General features: G+C 38.3%; 21 protein-coding genes. 7 read left to right on the top strand and 14 right to left on the bottom strand.

The features are described 5' to 3' along the window. Positions 1-97: 97 nt before the first annotated feature. On the top strand, positions 98-886 hold the full coding sequence (locus H5088_RS13760) for a hypothetical protein (RefSeq protein ID WP_182753307.1): 789 nt from the start codon (positions 98-100) through the stop codon (positions 884-886). Positions 887-974: 88 nt separating this feature from the next. On the opposite strand, the gene H5088_RS13755 is transcribed toward H5088_RS13760, so the two are convergent. The 3 genes from H5088_RS13755 to folB are packed head-to-tail and all read right to left on the bottom strand — an operon-like array spanning position 975 to position 2,620. After that, positions 975-1,775, bottom strand: coding sequence for an undecaprenyl-diphosphate phosphatase (locus H5088_RS13755; RefSeq protein WP_182753305.1), 801 nt, complete (start codon positions 1,773-1,775; stop codon positions 975-977). Beyond that, on the bottom strand, positions 1,772-2,260 hold the full coding sequence (gene folK / locus H5088_RS13750) for a 2-amino-4-hydroxy-6-hydroxymethyldihydropteridine diphosphokinase (protein WP_182753303.1): 489 nt from the start codon (positions 2,258-2,260) through the stop codon (positions 1,772-1,774). Before folK ends, H5088_RS13755 begins: the two co-directional genes overlap by 4 nt. Further along, positions 2,261-2,620, bottom strand: a complete 360-nt coding sequence (folB, locus tag H5088_RS13745; protein ID WP_024604056.1) for a dihydroneopterin aldolase — start codon at positions 2,618-2,620, stop codon at positions 2,261-2,263. It lies immediately after the preceding gene. Positions 2,621-2,850: 230 nt separating this feature from the next. Here folB and plsY point away from each other — a divergent pair, with 230 nt between their 5' ends. Beyond that, positions 2,851-3,462, top strand: a complete 612-nt coding sequence (plsY, locus tag H5088_RS13740) for a glycerol-3-phosphate 1-O-acyltransferase PlsY (RefSeq protein WP_002961038.1) — start codon at positions 2,851-2,853, stop codon at positions 3,460-3,462. 11 nt (positions 3,463-3,473) lie between these two features. On the opposite strand, the gene tsaD is transcribed toward plsY, so the two are convergent. Genes tsaD through H5088_RS13725 form a run of 3 tightly spaced genes read right to left on the bottom strand, consistent with a single transcriptional unit; the run spans position 3,474 to position 5,456 of the window. Beyond that, a complete protein-coding gene (tsaD, locus tag H5088_RS13735) occupies positions 3,474-4,487 on the bottom strand; it encodes a tRNA (adenosine(37)-N6)-threonylcarbamoyltransferase complex transferase subunit TsaD (RefSeq protein ID WP_182753301.1) in 1,014 nt (337 codons plus the stop codon). A gap of 38 nt (positions 4,488-4,525) precedes the next feature. After that, positions 4,526-5,116 carry a YjaG family protein gene (locus tag H5088_RS13730; protein WP_182753298.1) on the bottom strand — a complete coding sequence of 197 codons (591 nt, stop codon included), beginning with the start codon at positions 5,114-5,116 and terminating at the stop codon, positions 4,526-4,528. Then, positions 5,109-5,456 carry a DUF2007 domain-containing protein gene (locus tag H5088_RS13725; RefSeq protein ID WP_182753296.1) on the bottom strand — a complete coding sequence of 116 codons (348 nt, stop codon included), beginning with the start codon at positions 5,454-5,456 and terminating at the stop codon, positions 5,109-5,111. The genes H5088_RS13730 and H5088_RS13725 overlap by 8 nt, the downstream gene beginning before the upstream one ends. A 75-nt stretch (positions 5,457-5,531) precedes the next feature. Between H5088_RS13725 and H5088_RS13720 the strand changes: the two genes are divergently transcribed. From H5088_RS13720 to H5088_RS13710, 3 genes are all read left to right on the top strand, one after another. Continuing rightward, entirely contained in the window at positions 5,532-5,954 is a 423-nt protein-coding gene (locus H5088_RS13720; protein WP_002961042.1) for a DUF2721 domain-containing protein, read from the top strand. Between the two features lie 377 nt (positions 5,955-6,331). Beyond that, positions 6,332-7,216 carry a LysR family transcriptional regulator gene (locus tag H5088_RS13715; RefSeq protein WP_182753294.1) on the top strand — a complete coding sequence of 295 codons (885 nt, stop codon included), beginning with the start codon at positions 6,332-6,334 and terminating at the stop codon, positions 7,214-7,216. Positions 7,217-7,307: 91 nt separating this feature from the next. Beyond that, the gene (locus H5088_RS13710; protein ID WP_154903688.1) at positions 7,308-7,928 is read left to right on the top strand and encodes a 2OG-Fe(II) oxygenase; all 621 of its coding nucleotides are present in this window, start codon (positions 7,308-7,310) and stop codon (positions 7,926-7,928) included. Positions 7,929-7,966: 38 nt separating this feature from the next. Here the strand turns inward: H5088_RS13710 and ubiA are convergent, their stop codons facing one another. Both ubiA and H5088_RS13700 read right to left on the bottom strand, forming a co-directional pair. Beyond that, positions 7,967-8,845, bottom strand: coding sequence for a 4-hydroxybenzoate octaprenyltransferase (gene ubiA, locus H5088_RS13705; RefSeq protein WP_182753292.1), 879 nt, complete (start codon positions 8,843-8,845; stop codon positions 7,967-7,969). Next, on the bottom strand, positions 8,842-9,381 hold the full coding sequence (locus H5088_RS13700; protein ID WP_182753289.1) for a chorismate lyase: 540 nt from the start codon (positions 9,379-9,381) through the stop codon (positions 8,842-8,844). Before H5088_RS13700 ends, ubiA begins: the two co-directional genes overlap by 4 nt. A gap of 154 nt (positions 9,382-9,535) precedes the next feature. Here H5088_RS13700 and H5088_RS13695 point away from each other — a divergent pair, with 154 nt between their 5' ends. Then, the gene (locus H5088_RS13695; RefSeq protein ID WP_002961049.1) at positions 9,536-9,934 is read left to right on the top strand and encodes a flagellar basal body-associated protein FliL; all 399 of its coding nucleotides are present in this window, start codon (positions 9,536-9,538) and stop codon (positions 9,932-9,934) included. 3 nt (positions 9,935-9,937) lie between these two features. On the opposite strand, the gene glpG is transcribed toward H5088_RS13695, so the two are convergent. From glpG to H5088_RS13665, 6 genes are all read right to left on the bottom strand, one after another. Then, a complete protein-coding gene (gene glpG, locus H5088_RS13690; protein ID WP_182753287.1) occupies positions 9,938-10,756 on the bottom strand; it encodes a rhomboid family intramembrane serine protease GlpG in 819 nt (272 codons plus the stop codon). After that, positions 10,753-11,070 (bottom strand): thiosulfate sulfurtransferase GlpE, encoded by a 318-nt coding sequence (glpE, locus tag H5088_RS13685; protein ID WP_010554397.1) that lies wholly within the window; start codon positions 11,068-11,070, stop codon positions 10,753-10,755. The genes glpG and glpE overlap by 4 nt, the downstream gene beginning before the upstream one ends. A gap of 68 nt (positions 11,071-11,138) precedes the next feature. Beyond that, on the bottom strand, positions 11,139-12,164 hold the full coding sequence (gene tdh, locus H5088_RS13680) for an L-threonine 3-dehydrogenase (RefSeq protein WP_024595694.1): 1,026 nt from the start codon (positions 12,162-12,164) through the stop codon (positions 11,139-11,141). 50 nt (positions 12,165-12,214) lie between these two features. Then, positions 12,215-13,408: a glycine C-acetyltransferase gene (locus H5088_RS13675; protein ID WP_182753285.1), complete on the bottom strand. Its 1,194-nt coding sequence runs from the start codon at positions 13,406-13,408 to the stop codon at positions 12,215-12,217. Positions 13,409-13,567: 159 nt separating this feature from the next. After that, positions 13,568-14,131, bottom strand: a complete 564-nt coding sequence (gmhB, locus tag H5088_RS13670; RefSeq protein WP_182753283.1) for a D-glycero-beta-D-manno-heptose 1,7-bisphosphate 7-phosphatase — start codon at positions 14,129-14,131, stop codon at positions 13,568-13,570. Next, the gene (locus H5088_RS13665; protein WP_182695086.1) at positions 14,131-15,189 is read right to left on the bottom strand and encodes a glycosyltransferase family 9 protein; all 1,059 of its coding nucleotides are present in this window, start codon (positions 15,187-15,189) and stop codon (positions 14,131-14,133) included. Before H5088_RS13665 ends, gmhB begins: the two co-directional genes overlap by 1 nt. Before the next feature lie 122 nt (positions 15,190-15,311). On the opposite strand from H5088_RS13665, the gene H5088_RS13660 reads away from it, so the two are divergent. Beyond that, entirely contained in the window at positions 15,312-16,040 is a 729-nt protein-coding gene (locus tag H5088_RS13660) for a 3-deoxy-D-manno-octulosonic acid kinase (RefSeq protein ID WP_182753281.1), read from the top strand. Positions 16,041-16,046 lie beyond the last annotated feature (6 nt).

Here is a 16,046-nt window from a genome sequence, read left to right as displayed (position 1 = left end):
TAGGCACGTTCACCTACCCTGCATTGCTTTTAATCAATTATTATCAATGTTATAAACCAGCTTGCTGTATAACTTTAAAACTTAAAAAGGACTTAATATGAAAAAACTATTCTTTATAGCCTGTATTTTACTTAGTCAAAAAAGCTTTGCTTTGGAATTTGCTAAGTACCCAATAGAACTAAGTTCAGGCGAAGGCGTTAATGTTGTTATTGCCCCAACAACAGATAAAAAACAAGCTTTAGTAAAAGTAACAGGCATAAATCATGATATTGATGGCATTGTATTTTTATCCGATTTAAAGCCCCACGGTAGTAATAAAGCGTACAAATATACTTACGATGGGTCACAAAGAAGTTTAGTAAGTGTTGAGGAAGGCTATCGCTGTTGCTCTTACACCCTTTATATTCCAGACACTCGTGATGGAACTTACTTATCAAAAAAAGAAGAATCAAACCCTGCCATTGTTGAAGATTTAAAAGCGCAATACGATCAACAGTTGAATAAAGGTACTCAAGCTAAACTAGCGAAGTTTAATCGTGAAAAGCATTTAGGGTATCAACAAAAAAATATAGCTGCCGCTAATAACGAAATAGATAAGCAATGTGGATTAAAAATAAATACCAATGTAAATTGGGAAGGCATTGATGATGAAAACTTAAAAAAATATGCCGTGGGTTCATTTTGTGCACAAGTTGCAAACGAAATGGCTTACATGTGCGAAAAAGATCAAAGCTTTAAAAATGACATTGCACAATTTAACGCTATTGAATGTAAATTTACTAATGAGCTAAAGTTACGTAAAAATGGTAATACTCTGATATTTAAAACAGCGCCAAAAGCCGCTAACCAACGTCAGTTTATAGAATCTTATTTGTTAAATTTGTAAGCTGAATTTAAAAATCAAAAAAAGCACCTCAAGGTGCTTTTTTGGCTTTGTGTATAGCAGTTACATTTAATTAGTGGTTAACGACTACTTACATCATTAAAAATACTATTAAACCTACACCGAGCAATAAACGATATATCACAAATGGCAACATGCCCATTCGCTCTATTACTTTTAAAAACATAAATATACATGCATAGGCCGATAAGAACGATAGCACTACACCTAGTAATAATGTATTCCAATCAACCACATGGTCACCCAAAGCAAGCTCTGCAGTATAATAAAGCCCCATCATAGAAATAATTGGAATTGCCAGTAAGAACGAAAAACGCGCTGCGCTTTGCTTATTCATTCCAAGCATTAAACCAGCAGTCATCGTGATACCTGAGCGAGAAGTTCCCGGGATCATTGCAACAGCTTGTGCAAAACCAATAATAAGTGCTGTTTTCCAATTAAGCTGATAAATAGTTTTAATTTGCTTACCTTTTGCATCCGCGTACCAAAGCAATAAACCAAACACAATTGTGGTAGTAGCAATTACCCAAGCGCTTCGTAGGTACAACTCTATAAAGTCTTTTAAAAGTAAGCCTAAAATAGCGGCAGGCACAGTGCCTAAAATTATCCACCAACCTAGCTTACTATCATCAGTAGTACCCTGTGCTCCAAAGGATTTAAACCACGCACTGAGTATGTCGACGACCTCTTTGTGAAAATAAATAACAACAGCAATTAAAGTACCAACATGGACTGCCACGTCAAACGCAAGCCCTTGATCTTCCCAGCCTAAAATTTGCGATGGGAGAATTAAGTGCGCAGAACTAGAAATTGGTAAAAACTCAGTAAATCCCTGTATGAGGGCTAAAATAATTATTTCGATGATACTCATGGGTTAGAAAACTCCACCTTCCATAGCTTTTGTTGAGGGTTATTATATTCATTCCATAACTGCGCAATCGTTTGTTTAGCTACAGGATGATAGAAATCTGGGGCAACCTCGCTAAGAGGTTGTAATACAAATGCGTTTTTAGTTATTTCATCTCGTGGTAATTGTGCTGGGGAGTCGCAAATTACATCATCATAAAATAGTAAATCTAAATCGAGCGTTCGTGGACTAAACTTTTTATCGTTCGCTGTGCGTCCATTATCACGCTCTATTTGTTTTAATAAAACGCATACATCAACAAGCGACATATCAGTTGTAGCGCCAACGACTGAATTATAAAAATTATTGCCAGCAAACCCTACTGCTTCACTTTCAAAAACAGACGAGTGTACAATATGTTCAAAGTGCTGCTTAAGTGCAATTAATGCACATTGTATATAATGCGCTTTATTTATATTTGACCCTAGGCTGATATAAATTTGAGCCATTTAGTCAGTTGCCTTAACACGTGTAATTTCAACACCTACAGTTTGCGCTTGTGCTACTGCTGCTGGTTTACTTACTCTTATAGTAACTTGTGGAGTATTAAACTCGCTTAAAATAATATGCGCTAATTGTTCAACTAAAGTTTCTAGCAACTCTACAGGCTTTAAAGTGCAGTGCTCAATAACTCGCTCACTTACTTTTGAGTAATCCAGTGCTAAATTAATATCGTCATTTTCAGCTGCAGGCTTAATATCGCTTAGCATTTCAATATCAAAATAAAGGCTCTGTTTACTTTCTTTTTCAAAGTCGTACACTCCAATAATAGTGTCGACGTGCAATTGAGATATAAAAACCTTATCCATTGATACTCCAAATAACAACAAACTACTAAGCAACTATACTAAGCATCAATAAAATTAATACTGTATATGGTTTAGCCAGTGTTTAAATATGTAAAAATAACTTCTACAATAGCAAAATAACTAAATTAGCTATTAAATAGCCTGTTAATAATTTTTACGATAAATTTTGCTGCCAATAATAGCCTAAAAGCACTATCAATTGGTATAGCAATTAAAAAATAAGGAAGCGCGTGTTAGCCACTATAATGTTTGTTTTAGCTTATTTACTTGGGTCGATTTCGTCGGCTATTTTAGTGTCGCGGTTGTTCAAACTTCCAGACCCTCGTAATAGTGGTTCTAACAACCCAGGAGCTACAAATGTTTATAGATTAGGCGGAGCATTTCCGGCTTGCTTGGTTCTGGTGTTTGATATTTTAAAAGGCACTATTCCGGTATGGGGGGCTTATTTTTTAGAAGTTGAACCTTTAGAGCTTGGTTTAGTCGCAGTAGCTGCTTGTTTAGGCCATATGTACCCACTGTTTTTTAGCTTCAAAGGCGGTAAAGCCGTAGCAACGGCATTTGGCTCATTATTACCTATTGGCTTATCATTGGCAGGTTTACTTGTGTGTACTTGGTTAGTTATAGTGGCAATAACACGCTATTCATCACTGGCGGCGCTTGTAGCTGTATCTTTAGCGCCCTTGTATACATGGCTAATAAAGCCACTTTATACTCTTCCCGTTACTTTTATCACGCTGTTAATTATATTTCGTCACCGTACTAATATTATTCGATTATTTAGTGGGGAAGAACCAAAAGTGGGTGCTAAAAAAGCACCCACCGATGAAAACAAAAATATCTAAAATATGAGTCATTAAATCGACTCAAGGCTATCTATAGGCCAACGAGGTTTTGTTTTCATATCAAGCGTGGCAAATTGCCCTGCTTTTAAGCGTTGCATTCCGGCATAAGCAATCATTGCACCATTGTCGGTACAAAATTCAGTACGCGGATAAAACACTTCGCCTTTCATACCTTTCATTACGCGTTCAAGCTGCAGTCGAAGCTGTGTATTTGCACTCACACCACCGGCGATGACCAAACGCTTAATACCTGTTTGTTTAAGCGCACGCTTGCACTTAATAACGAGGGTATCAATAACCGCAGTTTGAAATGCATGCGCTATATCAGCTTTGGTTTGATCATCGTCGTCATTTTCACGAATCGTGATTGATGCCGCTGTTTTTAAACCACTAAAACTAAAATCAAGACCTGGCTTGTCGGTCATAGGGCGAGGAAATACAAAGCGCTTTGCTACGCCTTGTTCGGCCATTTTAGCTAAGCGTGGGCCACCGGGGTAATCAAGACCAAGTAACTTAGCCGTTTTATCAAAGGCCTCGCCTGCGGCATCATCAACTGACTCACCTAGTACTTCGTATTGTCCAATACCCGCTACTTTGACCATCATGGTATGACCGCCCGATACAAGCAATGCAATAAACGGAAACTCAGGGGTATTTTCCTCAAGCATCGGAGCAAGTAAATGCCCTTCCATGTGATGTACTGCTACCGCAGGTATATCCCAACCGTATGCTAATGAACGACCAATAGACGTACCTACCAATAATGCACCAACTAGACCTGGGCCTGCAGTATAAGCAATACCGTCTAAATCTTCAGGGCCACAACCTGCTTGTACAAAAGCTGCATCTATAAGTGGTAATGTTTTACGAACATGATCGCGCGATGCAAGTTCCGGCACTACACCGCCGTAATCAGCGTGTACTTTTACTTGGCTGTATAATTGATGAGCTAACAAGCCTTTTTCGTCATCATATATTGCAATACCCGTTTCATCACATGACGATTCAATGCCTAAAATTCGCACTGTACTTCTCCTGCCTTTTAAATTCTACTTTGCTTCTTTTATAACGTAAGACCAATATTTGTTTGGCCATCTTCAAGGGCAAACTTTTTTAGTGCCTTTACGCTATCAGAGGTAATACGCCCCATATTTTCTACAAAATCAATTAGCTCACCTAATACTTCAATTTCGTACTGCATTAATGGGTGCTCTCTCACTGCTGTGTTATCAGCAATCTCACCTTCAACCGTCATTTGGTATTCAATAAAGCGAGCCACTGTTGCTTGAGATATTTTGCTCACACTAATGAACTCTTGCTCATCTTGCGCCACTAAACCGTGCATTAAGCTAAGTAAAGACGTTGCAGCATCAATAGCAGGATAAGTACCAAACATATCAAAATCAGTAAGTTCAGGAACATTTGGCTCTATTTTTTCAACTTGTTTTTCGAGATCTATTTTACTTTTAGGCAGTAAGATTTTTTCCCAACAAACATTAAGCGAATTACGTAATAAGGTTTCATCACCAAACCCCGTTGCTTCGCTAAATAAACCGTAATTTGGCAGCATTCGCTCTATTAAAGCACTTGCTAAGACGGCCTTTTGTAAATAGTTAAGCTCTCTAATACGCTGAAAATTATTTGCTTTAGTCATTCTTTAACGTCTCACACGACCAACAAAAATCAAATGTTGATCCATTATGCTCATTACAATTAGGGCATACCCAATCTGGAGCGGATTGTTTTACTTGTTGATAGTTTACCAATATTTGCCGCGCATGGCGCTCTTTTATCGCATAAACCTGCACACTAACTTGCGCCTGATCATATGGAATTTCTCCAAGCGCCCCTTGGAGCATCTCGCCTTTAATTTTACACTCTATTCCAGCAGTTTGTATTAAGCCTTTTACGATATTCGCTTCCAAGGTATTTTCAGCTTTATAAATTGTAACCCATTGAAAAGAGCTATCTGTTGAATTGTTATTATTTTGCAATATTCACCTCATTTATTTTGTGTTAACAATATCCTGCGCTAAATTATTAGCATGCTGTACTTTTAAGGAATAAACATGACACTAACAACCCCTGGCTTACTTTTTCCGGCCATATCGCTGCTATTACTCGCCTATACAAACCGATTTTTAGTTTTAGCGCAATTAATTAGGGAGCTAAATGCGCGTGAAGGTGAATCTATTCGGCCTGTTGTAGTGGCTCAAATCACTAACTTACGTAAACGTATTAAGCTAATTAGAACGATGCAAGTGTACGGGGTAGCCTCTTTTCTACTGTGTACACTATCAATGTTTGCATTATTTATTGAGTTTAATGCCACAGGAATTATTTTATTTGGCATTAGCTTAGCTTGCTTAAGTTTATCGTTATTAACGTCTTTATTTGAAATACATATTTCCTGTGATGCAATCGAGATAGAACTACAAAGCATTGAAAATAAACCACTAAGTAGCCGAATAAATAGAAATTTTGTAAAATAGTTTATTATAAATAAAACACTCTATTATTTGTCACAATCATGTTGTATGAACGCCCCTTTTTGGGGCGTACTTTTTTATTAATTAGAACAATTTAATCCAAATATACTAACTAACTTACTGACTACAAATAAGTTTACTTAGCTAGCCCATTGCAAAAACATAGATAAAATACAATAAACAACTAGTTATGAATTTAAAAAGTAATACTATTTGGTCGCTTTTCTCTTTAATTAATACTAAAAGGGGGGTATCCTGCTGGAAACACGTATGAACTTGCAACCGTATTTCAATATAGAATTTTACTAAACTTTAGAATAAAAATTAATATATTTGATGTCCGTGGTATCTGCGACTTACTTATAAAAAGGGACTATAAAGTGAGATTTGAACAATTAGAGCAATTTGTAGCACTTGGTATATTACGTCATTTTAGACAAGCTGCTGAACAAACCCAAATTAGTACTTCAGCGCTAACGCGCAGCATTCAAACACTTGAAGATGAAATGGGATATGAGTTAGTAAAACGCTCAACACGCTCTGTTAAATTAACGCCAGAAGGCGAGCTTTTTCTAGAATATGCTAAAACGACCCTATCGGAACTTGAGCTAACGAAAAAGCGGATTTTTCAATCAGTAAACGGTAATGCCAATGAAAAGCTCGTTATTGGGTATACCAATAAGGCAAGCAGCATAGTCCCTATTTCTTGTGGACAGTTTTTAGCTCAATACCCTCATATAAAAATTGAGATGCAGCTACAAGATCAGCAAGAGCTAACACGCAAACTCCAACAAGGTGAAATAGACATTAGCGTATACTCTCAAGCTATTAATAGTATTGGCAGTGACATTCACTTACCTGATCAGCTTGTGTTATTTGTTTCAAAAAACCACCCTCTTGCCCATAAAAACGATATAAGTAAACAAAACCTTGATAGCTACCCGATGTTTGGCTGTTTCTCTGAGTCTAAACAAGTACAAAATATGCTTAATGAAGCAATTGATTCTTTAAATAAATCATCAAGTATTAAAGTGGGCAGTATTGAGCAAGTAATGGCAGGTGTAGTTAAATCAGATCATTTTGCTATTGCAAGCATTGAACATGCTAATGCAATCGCAGAGAATTCTGAATTAGTACAACTTAAAACAAATAAAGGTTTAAACCACGAACAACTCGTTGTACAAACAAGCCAACAGACGTCGATTACTGAACATGTAGAGCATTTACTATCGCTTATAAAAAAAGCGGGTGCTGCATTTAGCTAATCTGATGTTTCAAAAAGTGCGGCACAATAAACAGTAGCTTTTAACAGCTTTTCGGCTACACTGTCGCACCTTTTTTAAACAGCTGATGTGAATGAACACACTTTTTGGTCCTGATGTCTATTTAGATGATATAGAACGCCAAGGATATACCGTAATTCATAACGCGCTTATTGCCGATTTAGTTAACGATTTAGTTGCAGACTGCCACCGTATAAACCCTCACTTTAGCCTTGCTGGTATTGGTCGATTAAATGACTTACAAATAGATAAAGCCGTACGTACTGATAAAACCTATTGGTTTGACGGCAGCTCTCAAGCACAGCTTACCTATCAAGCAATAATGCAAAGTATAAAGACCACGTTAAATCGCAGTTTTTTTATGGGGTTATTTGATTACGAATGCCATTATGCAAAATATACACAGGGTGATTTTTACAAAAAGCATTTAGATGCATTTAAAGGTCGCTCTAATCGAGTATTTACAACGGTACTTTATTTAAATACGCCTAAGCAAGGTGGCGAACTTGTTATTTATAAACCTAAAAGTAAAGAGATAGAAATAACAATTAAACCAACTGCTGGCACATTAGTAATGTTTGAAAGCGAACGCTTTGCCCACGAAGTACTTCCCGCCGTTGACGATCGCTATTCTATTGCAGGCTGGTTTAGGAAAAACGCCTCTATTAGCGGCATTATTGATCCGCCCCGATAACTCCTAATAGAGCATTTTAACAGCCTTTATTGAGGCTTTTAAAATGCTATTGGGTATGAAAGTAATAACCCTATAAAGATAGCCAAACCCACGTAATGATTATTTAAAAACGCTTTAAAACAGGCATCTCTTTCACGTTTATGAATAAGCGCTTGTTGGTATGCCAATAGGCCCGCAGCAATACTTAAACCAACGCCAAATGCGACACTTAAATGATTGCTTATACCAATAAAAGCAACCAACGCTATAAATACAGCATTAAGTAAAAAGATAGTATGGCGGTCGTATTTACCAAATAAAATAGCGGTTGATTTTACCCCTATTTTTAAATCGTCGTCCCTATCAACCATCGCATACATGGTGTCGTAAGCCACTGTCCAGCAAATATTGGCTATAAATAATAACCATGCCTGCTGTGGTAGTGCATTAATTGAAGCCATATACGCCATAGGAATAGCCCAACCAAATGCAGCCCCTAAAACAACTTGAGGTAACTGTGTATAGCGCTTCATAAAGGGGTAACAAAAGGCTAAAGCCAAAGCACCAAAAGAAAGCAAAATAGTATTGACGCTAAGCATTAATACTAAAATGAACGCAATAACTATGAGTAGTAAAAATAGACTAAGTGCTTCACCACTACTCACCTGTCCTGAAGCTAGCGGCCGTTGAGCTGTGCGTTTTACCGAGCCGTCTATTTTTCTATCTGCAAAATCATTAATTACACACCCTGCGCTACGCATAACAACAACGCCCAGCGTAAATACAATAAAGTTGAGTAAGCTCGGCATCCCACTATTAGCAAGCCATAAAGCCCAGTATGTTGGCCAAAGTAATAACAAGGTACCAATGGGCTTATCTATACGCATTAACTGTATATAATAAGGAATATGTTTTGGCTTTAAAGCGGCTAATTTCATGAGTATAAATATGCTCCAGGTAAAAACACTTCACACACTAAAAACTTATATTCTTTGAGTGAGAATACACTTCGACGCCCTAGTAAGTTTTTCTCGTGTAAGTTCAATTTTGTAACTAATTGCTGAATAGGGTGCGTGTCATCAAAATAAGCAATTTCTATATCCGTTCTTTTTAATGCTGGGTCTTGAAAAATCACATCACCTAAAGGACGCTCGCCCATATTGTGCAAAGGATTAATAGAATCATTTTTAGGAAGCCAGCTTTGTGCGTACACCACAGGTTTGTTATCGCACAATAAGAGTACTTCTCTATTAATAGCTGTTTTAGCTGTGCTGTTTAGTAGTAAGTTTTGCTCTGGGCTTAAAGTAAATAACTGCTCACTTAATACCTTTACATTAAAAGTTTTTGAGTTACTTTTTAATTTAGCCGTTAATGAATTCTGTTCAAAAAGCCACTCTTGCTCTAGAGGAGATAAGTCACTTATATAAGAAGTGGACTGCCAATTAGCAGATATAGACAGAGGATAAGTAATCACAATAGCTCAACAAAATAAAAAACAACGAGATGATACCATTGCCAAAGCTTTTGAAAAAGTGATGTTTTATAACCATAAATAATTGCTTGGCGCTGTTTATTACCTACTATTAAGTATAAACTATTTGTAACAAGTTTTAAGAAACGCTTTAAATATGAAAAAAATAGTATACGCAGGTCTTTTTACGTTCTTTGTAAGCGTTATAAGCTTTACAGCTCGTGCTGAATCCACAGTTGGTTATTTTGGTTTTGAGCCTGATATAATCACCAACTACATTGGCGCATCAAGTAAAAAAATGGGCTATGTGCGTGTAACTATTGATTTAATGCTTACTGATACTTCTGATATTGCAGTGGTTGAACACCACACGCCATTACTTCGTGATGCCCTAGTAGAGATTTTATCTAAAGAACCAGAAGAAAAAATAAAATCACTCACTGGCCGTGAAGAAATACGTGCAAAGTGCGCCGAAAAACTAAAAAGCCTGCTAAAAGAAGAAACAGGACAAGAGATCATCCGTGAAGTCTTGTTCACTAAATATTTATATCATTAGTATTTAACGTTTTGCGTTAAATATTTTGGCGGTATAGGCAAAAGCCATACCGCTAACTAACCCACCTAAGTGCGCCCAATTAGCCATACCTACAAACAATACATCAGCAAACCCAAGCACTAACCAAATCAACATAAAACCAATAATAGCCGTACTAACTAGGGCAGGCTTGTTAGGATTTAAAAAGCTATGAATCCAACAAAAACCAAGTAATCCATATACTACGCCACTCAAACCGCCAAAGTTAGGACCAACCATTAGGTATTGCGCCCAATTACTAATAAGTGCAGTCACTAAAAACAAGCCTATTAAGCTTAGTTTTCCGCATTGTTTTTCGATATTGTCACCAAGCGACATCCACCAAATTAAATTAAACACTATATGCATCGCGCTAAAATGTACGAGGGCGGGCGTTAACCAACTTAAAGGCTGCGTAGGTTTAAACTGCATCATGGTGTAAATGGTCTCAAAACCACCTAGTAAAAAAGCAAAATAAATTATAACGCTTACAATACTTACGGTTTGATTAAGCCAGCTGAGCGCTTTAAAACGGGCTATTAGATTAAGTGATTGCCCTTGATATTTAAGCGGTGATTGCGTGCTGCCTACATCCCAAGATGCTTGTAGGTATTTTTCATGATTAGGGTTTTGTGTAAATTCAGCCCATAACGGCTGAACTTGATGAAAGTCCTCCTCAGTCACGCTAATAATGACATTACTGCCATCTGCCGAGTGTATCTTTGCATCTAGGCCTTGGCTTTTTAAATAATCTATAAAGCCCTGTGCGGCGCGCGGGTTATTTAAACTGCCAAGCTCTATCATCGCTCTACTTTCTCGCTGTAAGCAGCTTCCCAAGCTGTAAAGCCGCCATCCATACTGTAAACGTCTTCAAAACCTTGCTCAACTAAGTAGCTAGCTGCGCCTTGTGAGCTCATACCGTGGTAGCAGACAATAATAATTGGCTGATCGAATTCTTTTTCCATCATAAATTGTGCGATATTACCGTTAGAAAGTGCTTCTGAGCCTGGAATGCGACCGGCTTGATACGAATTAGGATCGCGAATATCTGCAATTACCACGTCTTCTTTATCTAAAAGCTCTAACGTTTGCGCTATAGAAATATGTTTAAATGCCATTGAAATCTCTTTAATTAATAGTATAAAAAAGGCGGCTAAAGCCGCCCTTCTTGTAATTTAGTTAGGAACTAGTCCCAGTTTAAAATCACTTTACCTGACTGACCTGAAATCATCATATCAAAGCCAGCTTGGAAGTCATCCACAGAATATTGATGTGTAATGATTGGGTTTAAATCTAGGCCAGATTGAATCAAACTTGCCATTTTGTACCACGTTTCGAACATTTCGCGACCGTAAATACCTTTAATCACTAAACCTTTAAAAATAACTTGGTTCCAGTCAACTGCCATATCAGATGGTGGAATACCTAGCATGGCAATTTTACCGCCGTGGTTCATATTATTAAGCATTGAATTAAACGCGCTTGGCACACCTGACATTTCAAGGCCAATATCAAAACCCTCTGTCATACCTAGCTCTTTCATTACATCTTCAAGCTTTTCATTGGCAACGTTTACAGCGCGTGAAGCTCCCATTTTACGTGCTAAATCTAGGCGGTATTCGTTTACGTCGGTAATTACAACGTGGCGAGCACCAACATGTTTTGCAACAGCTGCTGCCATAATACCAATTGGGCCTGCACCAGTGATAAGTACATCTTCGCCAACTAAGTCAAACGATAGTGCGGTATGAACTGCGTTACCAAATGGGTCGAAAATAGAAGCGAGTTCGTCAGAAATATTATCTGGAATTTTAAATGCATTAAATGCAGGAATAACTAAATATTCGGCAAATGCACCTTCACGGTTTACACCTACACCCGTTGTATTACGGCATAAATGTACACGCCCTGCACGACAATTTCGACAATGCCCACACGTAATATGCCCTTCGCCAGATACGCGGTCGCCAACCTGAAAGCCACGAACTTCTTGACCCATATCAACGACTTCACCAACATATTCATGGCCAACAACCATAGGCGTTGGAATGGTTTTACTTGCCCATTCGTCCCACTTGTAAATATGTACGTCGGTACCACAAATAGCTGTTTTGCGAATTTTAATCAGTAAGTCGTTATGACCTACTTCTGGCTTTGGTGCATCTGTCATCCAAATGCCCGGTTCTGCTTTTAATTTTGATAATGCTTTCATAATCCACACTCAATTAAAAAACCGAAGCGAGGCTTCGGTTTAAAATAAAATTAAATAACGCCCATTTCTTTACCAATACGGGTAAATGCATCGATAGCTGTATCGAGTTGCTCAATACTATGTGCCGCTGAAATTTGTGTACGAATACGCGCTTGCCCTTTTGGTACTACAGGGAATGAAAAACCGGTTACGTAAATGCCTTCAGCAAGTAATTTATCAGCCATTAACGAGGCTACTTTGGCATCTCCTAGCATTACGGGGATAATTGCATGATCTTTACCTGCACACGTAAAACCAGCAGCTTCCATTTGCTCACGGAAATATTTAGCATTTGACCAAAGTTTAGCGCGAAGCTCGCCGCCATTTTCAAGCATTTCAAGTACTTTAATTGATGCAGTAACAATTGAAGGCGCTAATGAGTTTGAGAACAAGTATGGGCGTGAACGCTGACGTAACCATTCAACAATTTCTTTTTTACCTGATGTATAACCACCTGAAGCACCGCCCAGCGCCTTACCTAATGTACCGGTGATAATATCTACACGGTCTAATACATTACAGTACTCAGGTGTACCCTTACCGTTTTCGCCAACAAAGCCAACTGCGTGAGAGTCATCTACCATTACAAGCGCATCATATTTATCGGCTAAGTCGCACACAGCTTCTAAATTACAAATAACGCCGTCCATAGAAAACACGCCATCGGTAGCAATTAGTTTAGTTTTAGCACCGGCTTCGTCTGCTGCAATAAGTTGCTTCTCAAGATCAGCCATGTCGTTATTTGCATAACGAAAACGTTTAGCTTTACATAAACGTACACCGTCAATAATTGATGCATGATTTAATGAATCAGAAATAATAGCGTCTTCTGCGCCTAAAATAGTTTCGAACAAACCTGTATTTGCGTCAAAACATGAAGAATATAAAATAGTATCTTCTGCTTCTAAGAACGCACTGATTTTTTGCTCTAGTGTTTTATGGATGTCTTGAGTGCCACAAATAAAACGCACTGAAGCCACACCAAAACCATGATTATTTAAACCATTCTGCGCCGCTTCAATTAACTCTGGGCTATTAGCTAAACCTAAATAGTTATTAGCACAAAAGTTGATTACTTTACCTGATGCAACTTCGATTTGAGCTTGCTGCTGGGACTTAATAATACGTTCGTTTTTATACAAACCTTCGGTTTTTACGTCTTCAATTTGCTGTTGTAACTGGCTAAAAAAAGCAGATGCTCTCATCTAGGTTCTCCATATATTTGAACGGGTAAACAACCGCACTTTCGCGGCTGTTTATTATGCGGGGTATTGTAAAAGTTTAATGGGTAAAATGCACGGTTTGCAGTTCGTCGCAAACGCCCTCAGTTGGAAGGAATTCCTGCCAGTTTACAGGCTGTTTATTTATGTTTTTAAAAGTGCAGGTAAACTACTTATAGAATCGATAATTAAATCAGCTTCTTGCTTAGCGCTTTGGTCAAAGCTTTGCCCTGAACGCACTAAAACGCGTGTAGTGATGCCCGCTTTTTTCGCAGCCTGCATATCACTGAGTTTATCGCCCACCATAATACTGCAAGCAGGGTCGATATTATGCTCTTGTATGCCTTGTAATAACATTCCTGGCGCAGGCTTTCTGCAACTGCACTCTTTCAAATATTCAGGGCGCGCTTTTTTAGGGTGATGCGGGCAAAAATACACATCGGTAACTTCAATGCTGTGGGCACTAAACTGGTCTTTCATCCACTCGGTCAGTGCTAAAAAATCAGCTTCGGTGTAATAACCTCGACCAATTCCAGATTGATTAGTGACGATTATGATTTTATAGCCTGCATCATAAAATGCTTTACAAGTGCTAAAAACACCGTCAATAAATTCAAATTTATCGCTTTGATACACATAACCATGATCAACATTTACCACGCCATCTCGATCTAAAAAAAGCGCTTTATTTTTTTGTTGTGCATTCATTACAAAGACTCTTTTTGTACAACATGGTCAAACATCGCTTTTACATCATCAACTGTAATTTGGCTCATTAAATCATCGCCTTTTACGCGTGTACCCCACGGTACTTGCTCAGCCGTTTTACCTGTTTGCTTAAACAAGTTTTGATGATAAACCTCTACCACGTAGTCTTGATATAAATAAGGACCTGTGCGTGCTGGATTTGAATGTGCATATAAACCAATAACCGGCGTACCAACTGTTACTGCCATATGCGCAGGACCCGTATCGGGCGCGAGCACTAAGCTGCCACGCTTTAACACGCACAACAACTCTTTGAGTTTTGTTTTACCGACTAAATTTAAAATAGGCGTGTTGCTGTGCTCAATAATGCTATTTGCTAGGTTAATCTCAAGCTCTGTTGGGCCACCCGTCAATACCACCTTAAAGCCTTGCTCGCTTGCATAATCAGCCAATGTGGCATAACGATCAGCGAGCCAATTACGCTGCGCTTTACTAGCTGCGGGCGATATTACTAATAGTTTATTAGTTAGGTATTCTGATGTTAATAACTCATCTGCAACCGCTTGGTCTTGCTCGGTATATGGCATGTCCCAACTCGGTTTATAATCAGCTACACCAATGGCTTTTGCAAAACCTTTAAAGCCTTCAAGCACATGCGCCTGGGCTTGTGGGTCTATTCGTTTATTAATAAATAAGCTGTGCAATTCTTTTGAACGAGCCCAATCGAACCCTATTTTTACTTTTGCAGGAATACAGCGCGCTACAAGCCCAGCCCTTAATGCAACTTGCATATTAAGAAGCACATCAAATTTTTGGTTGTTGAAGCGTTGCTTCAAGCTTTTAAGCGCTGCTTTGCCTTGCTTTTTATCAAATACCACCAGCTCAACACCCGGTAAGTCAGCAAGTAACATGGCTTCTATTTTGCCAATTACCCAGGTGATTTTTGCATTCGGGTGTGCCTTTTGAATGGCTTGTACAGCACTCACACCATGACATACGTCACCAATGGCAGAGAGTCTTAATATACAAATAGATGAATAATTAGGAGCTTGAGTCACACATTCCCTTAGGTATTAAATACAAAAGCCGATCTTAAATTATAATCACGCTATTGCAAGCACTTATCCTGCGCTTTAAAACGCGCTAATATAGACACATTATTTAGCAATTACACAGAGCTATGTTTAAACAACACGTGCAAGGCAACCACACTGTATTAAGCCACCCTAAATACACAAGCCAAATTACCCTCGATTGGTTTGATGCAAATTATTGGCAACAACAAAATAAAATTGTGGGCGCTAAAAAAGGTCGAGCAACTGCGTGGTTTTTTAAGCAAGACGAATTAACAGCCGTACTTAGGCATTATTGGCGCGGTGGTTTAGTGGGTAAATTGCTAAGCGATCAATATTTATACCCAGGGCTTGAACAAACCCGTGTGTATAAAGAGTTTAGTTTAATGAGTAAACTTATAGAGTTTGGTTTAAACGTACCAACCCCTGTTGCAGCTAAAGTAACCCACAGCGGGTTAATTTATCGTGGTGATATTATTACCGAGGCTGTTAAAGGCGCTAAAAGTGTACTCGATATATTAATTGAACGCTCATTGACTGAAGATGAGTTAGAGCGCATTGCTAAAACAATCGCGCTATTTCATTCAAAAGGTGTGTATCACGCCGATTTAAACATTAATAACATATTGTTTGATGATACTGGTGATGTGTATATTATCGACTTTGACAGAGGTGAAATAAGAACGCCTAACCCACAGTGGCAACAAAGTAATATAACACGCCTTGAGCGCTCATTTTTAAAAGAGCAAGGTCGAAATGATGTATTTAATTGGCAAGTGAATGACTGGCAAACTCTGCACAGCAACTACCTCAAAACACTTGCTAATATAAGTTAACCTAAT

This window comes from Pseudoalteromonas sp. SR43-3 (genome assembly GCF_014163875.1).
GTDB lineage: Bacteria > Pseudomonadota > Gammaproteobacteria > Enterobacterales > Alteromonadaceae > Pseudoalteromonas > Pseudoalteromonas distincta.
The sequence above is the reverse complement of the archived record's forward strand: the minus strand, read 5'-3'. Positions and strand labels throughout refer to the sequence as shown.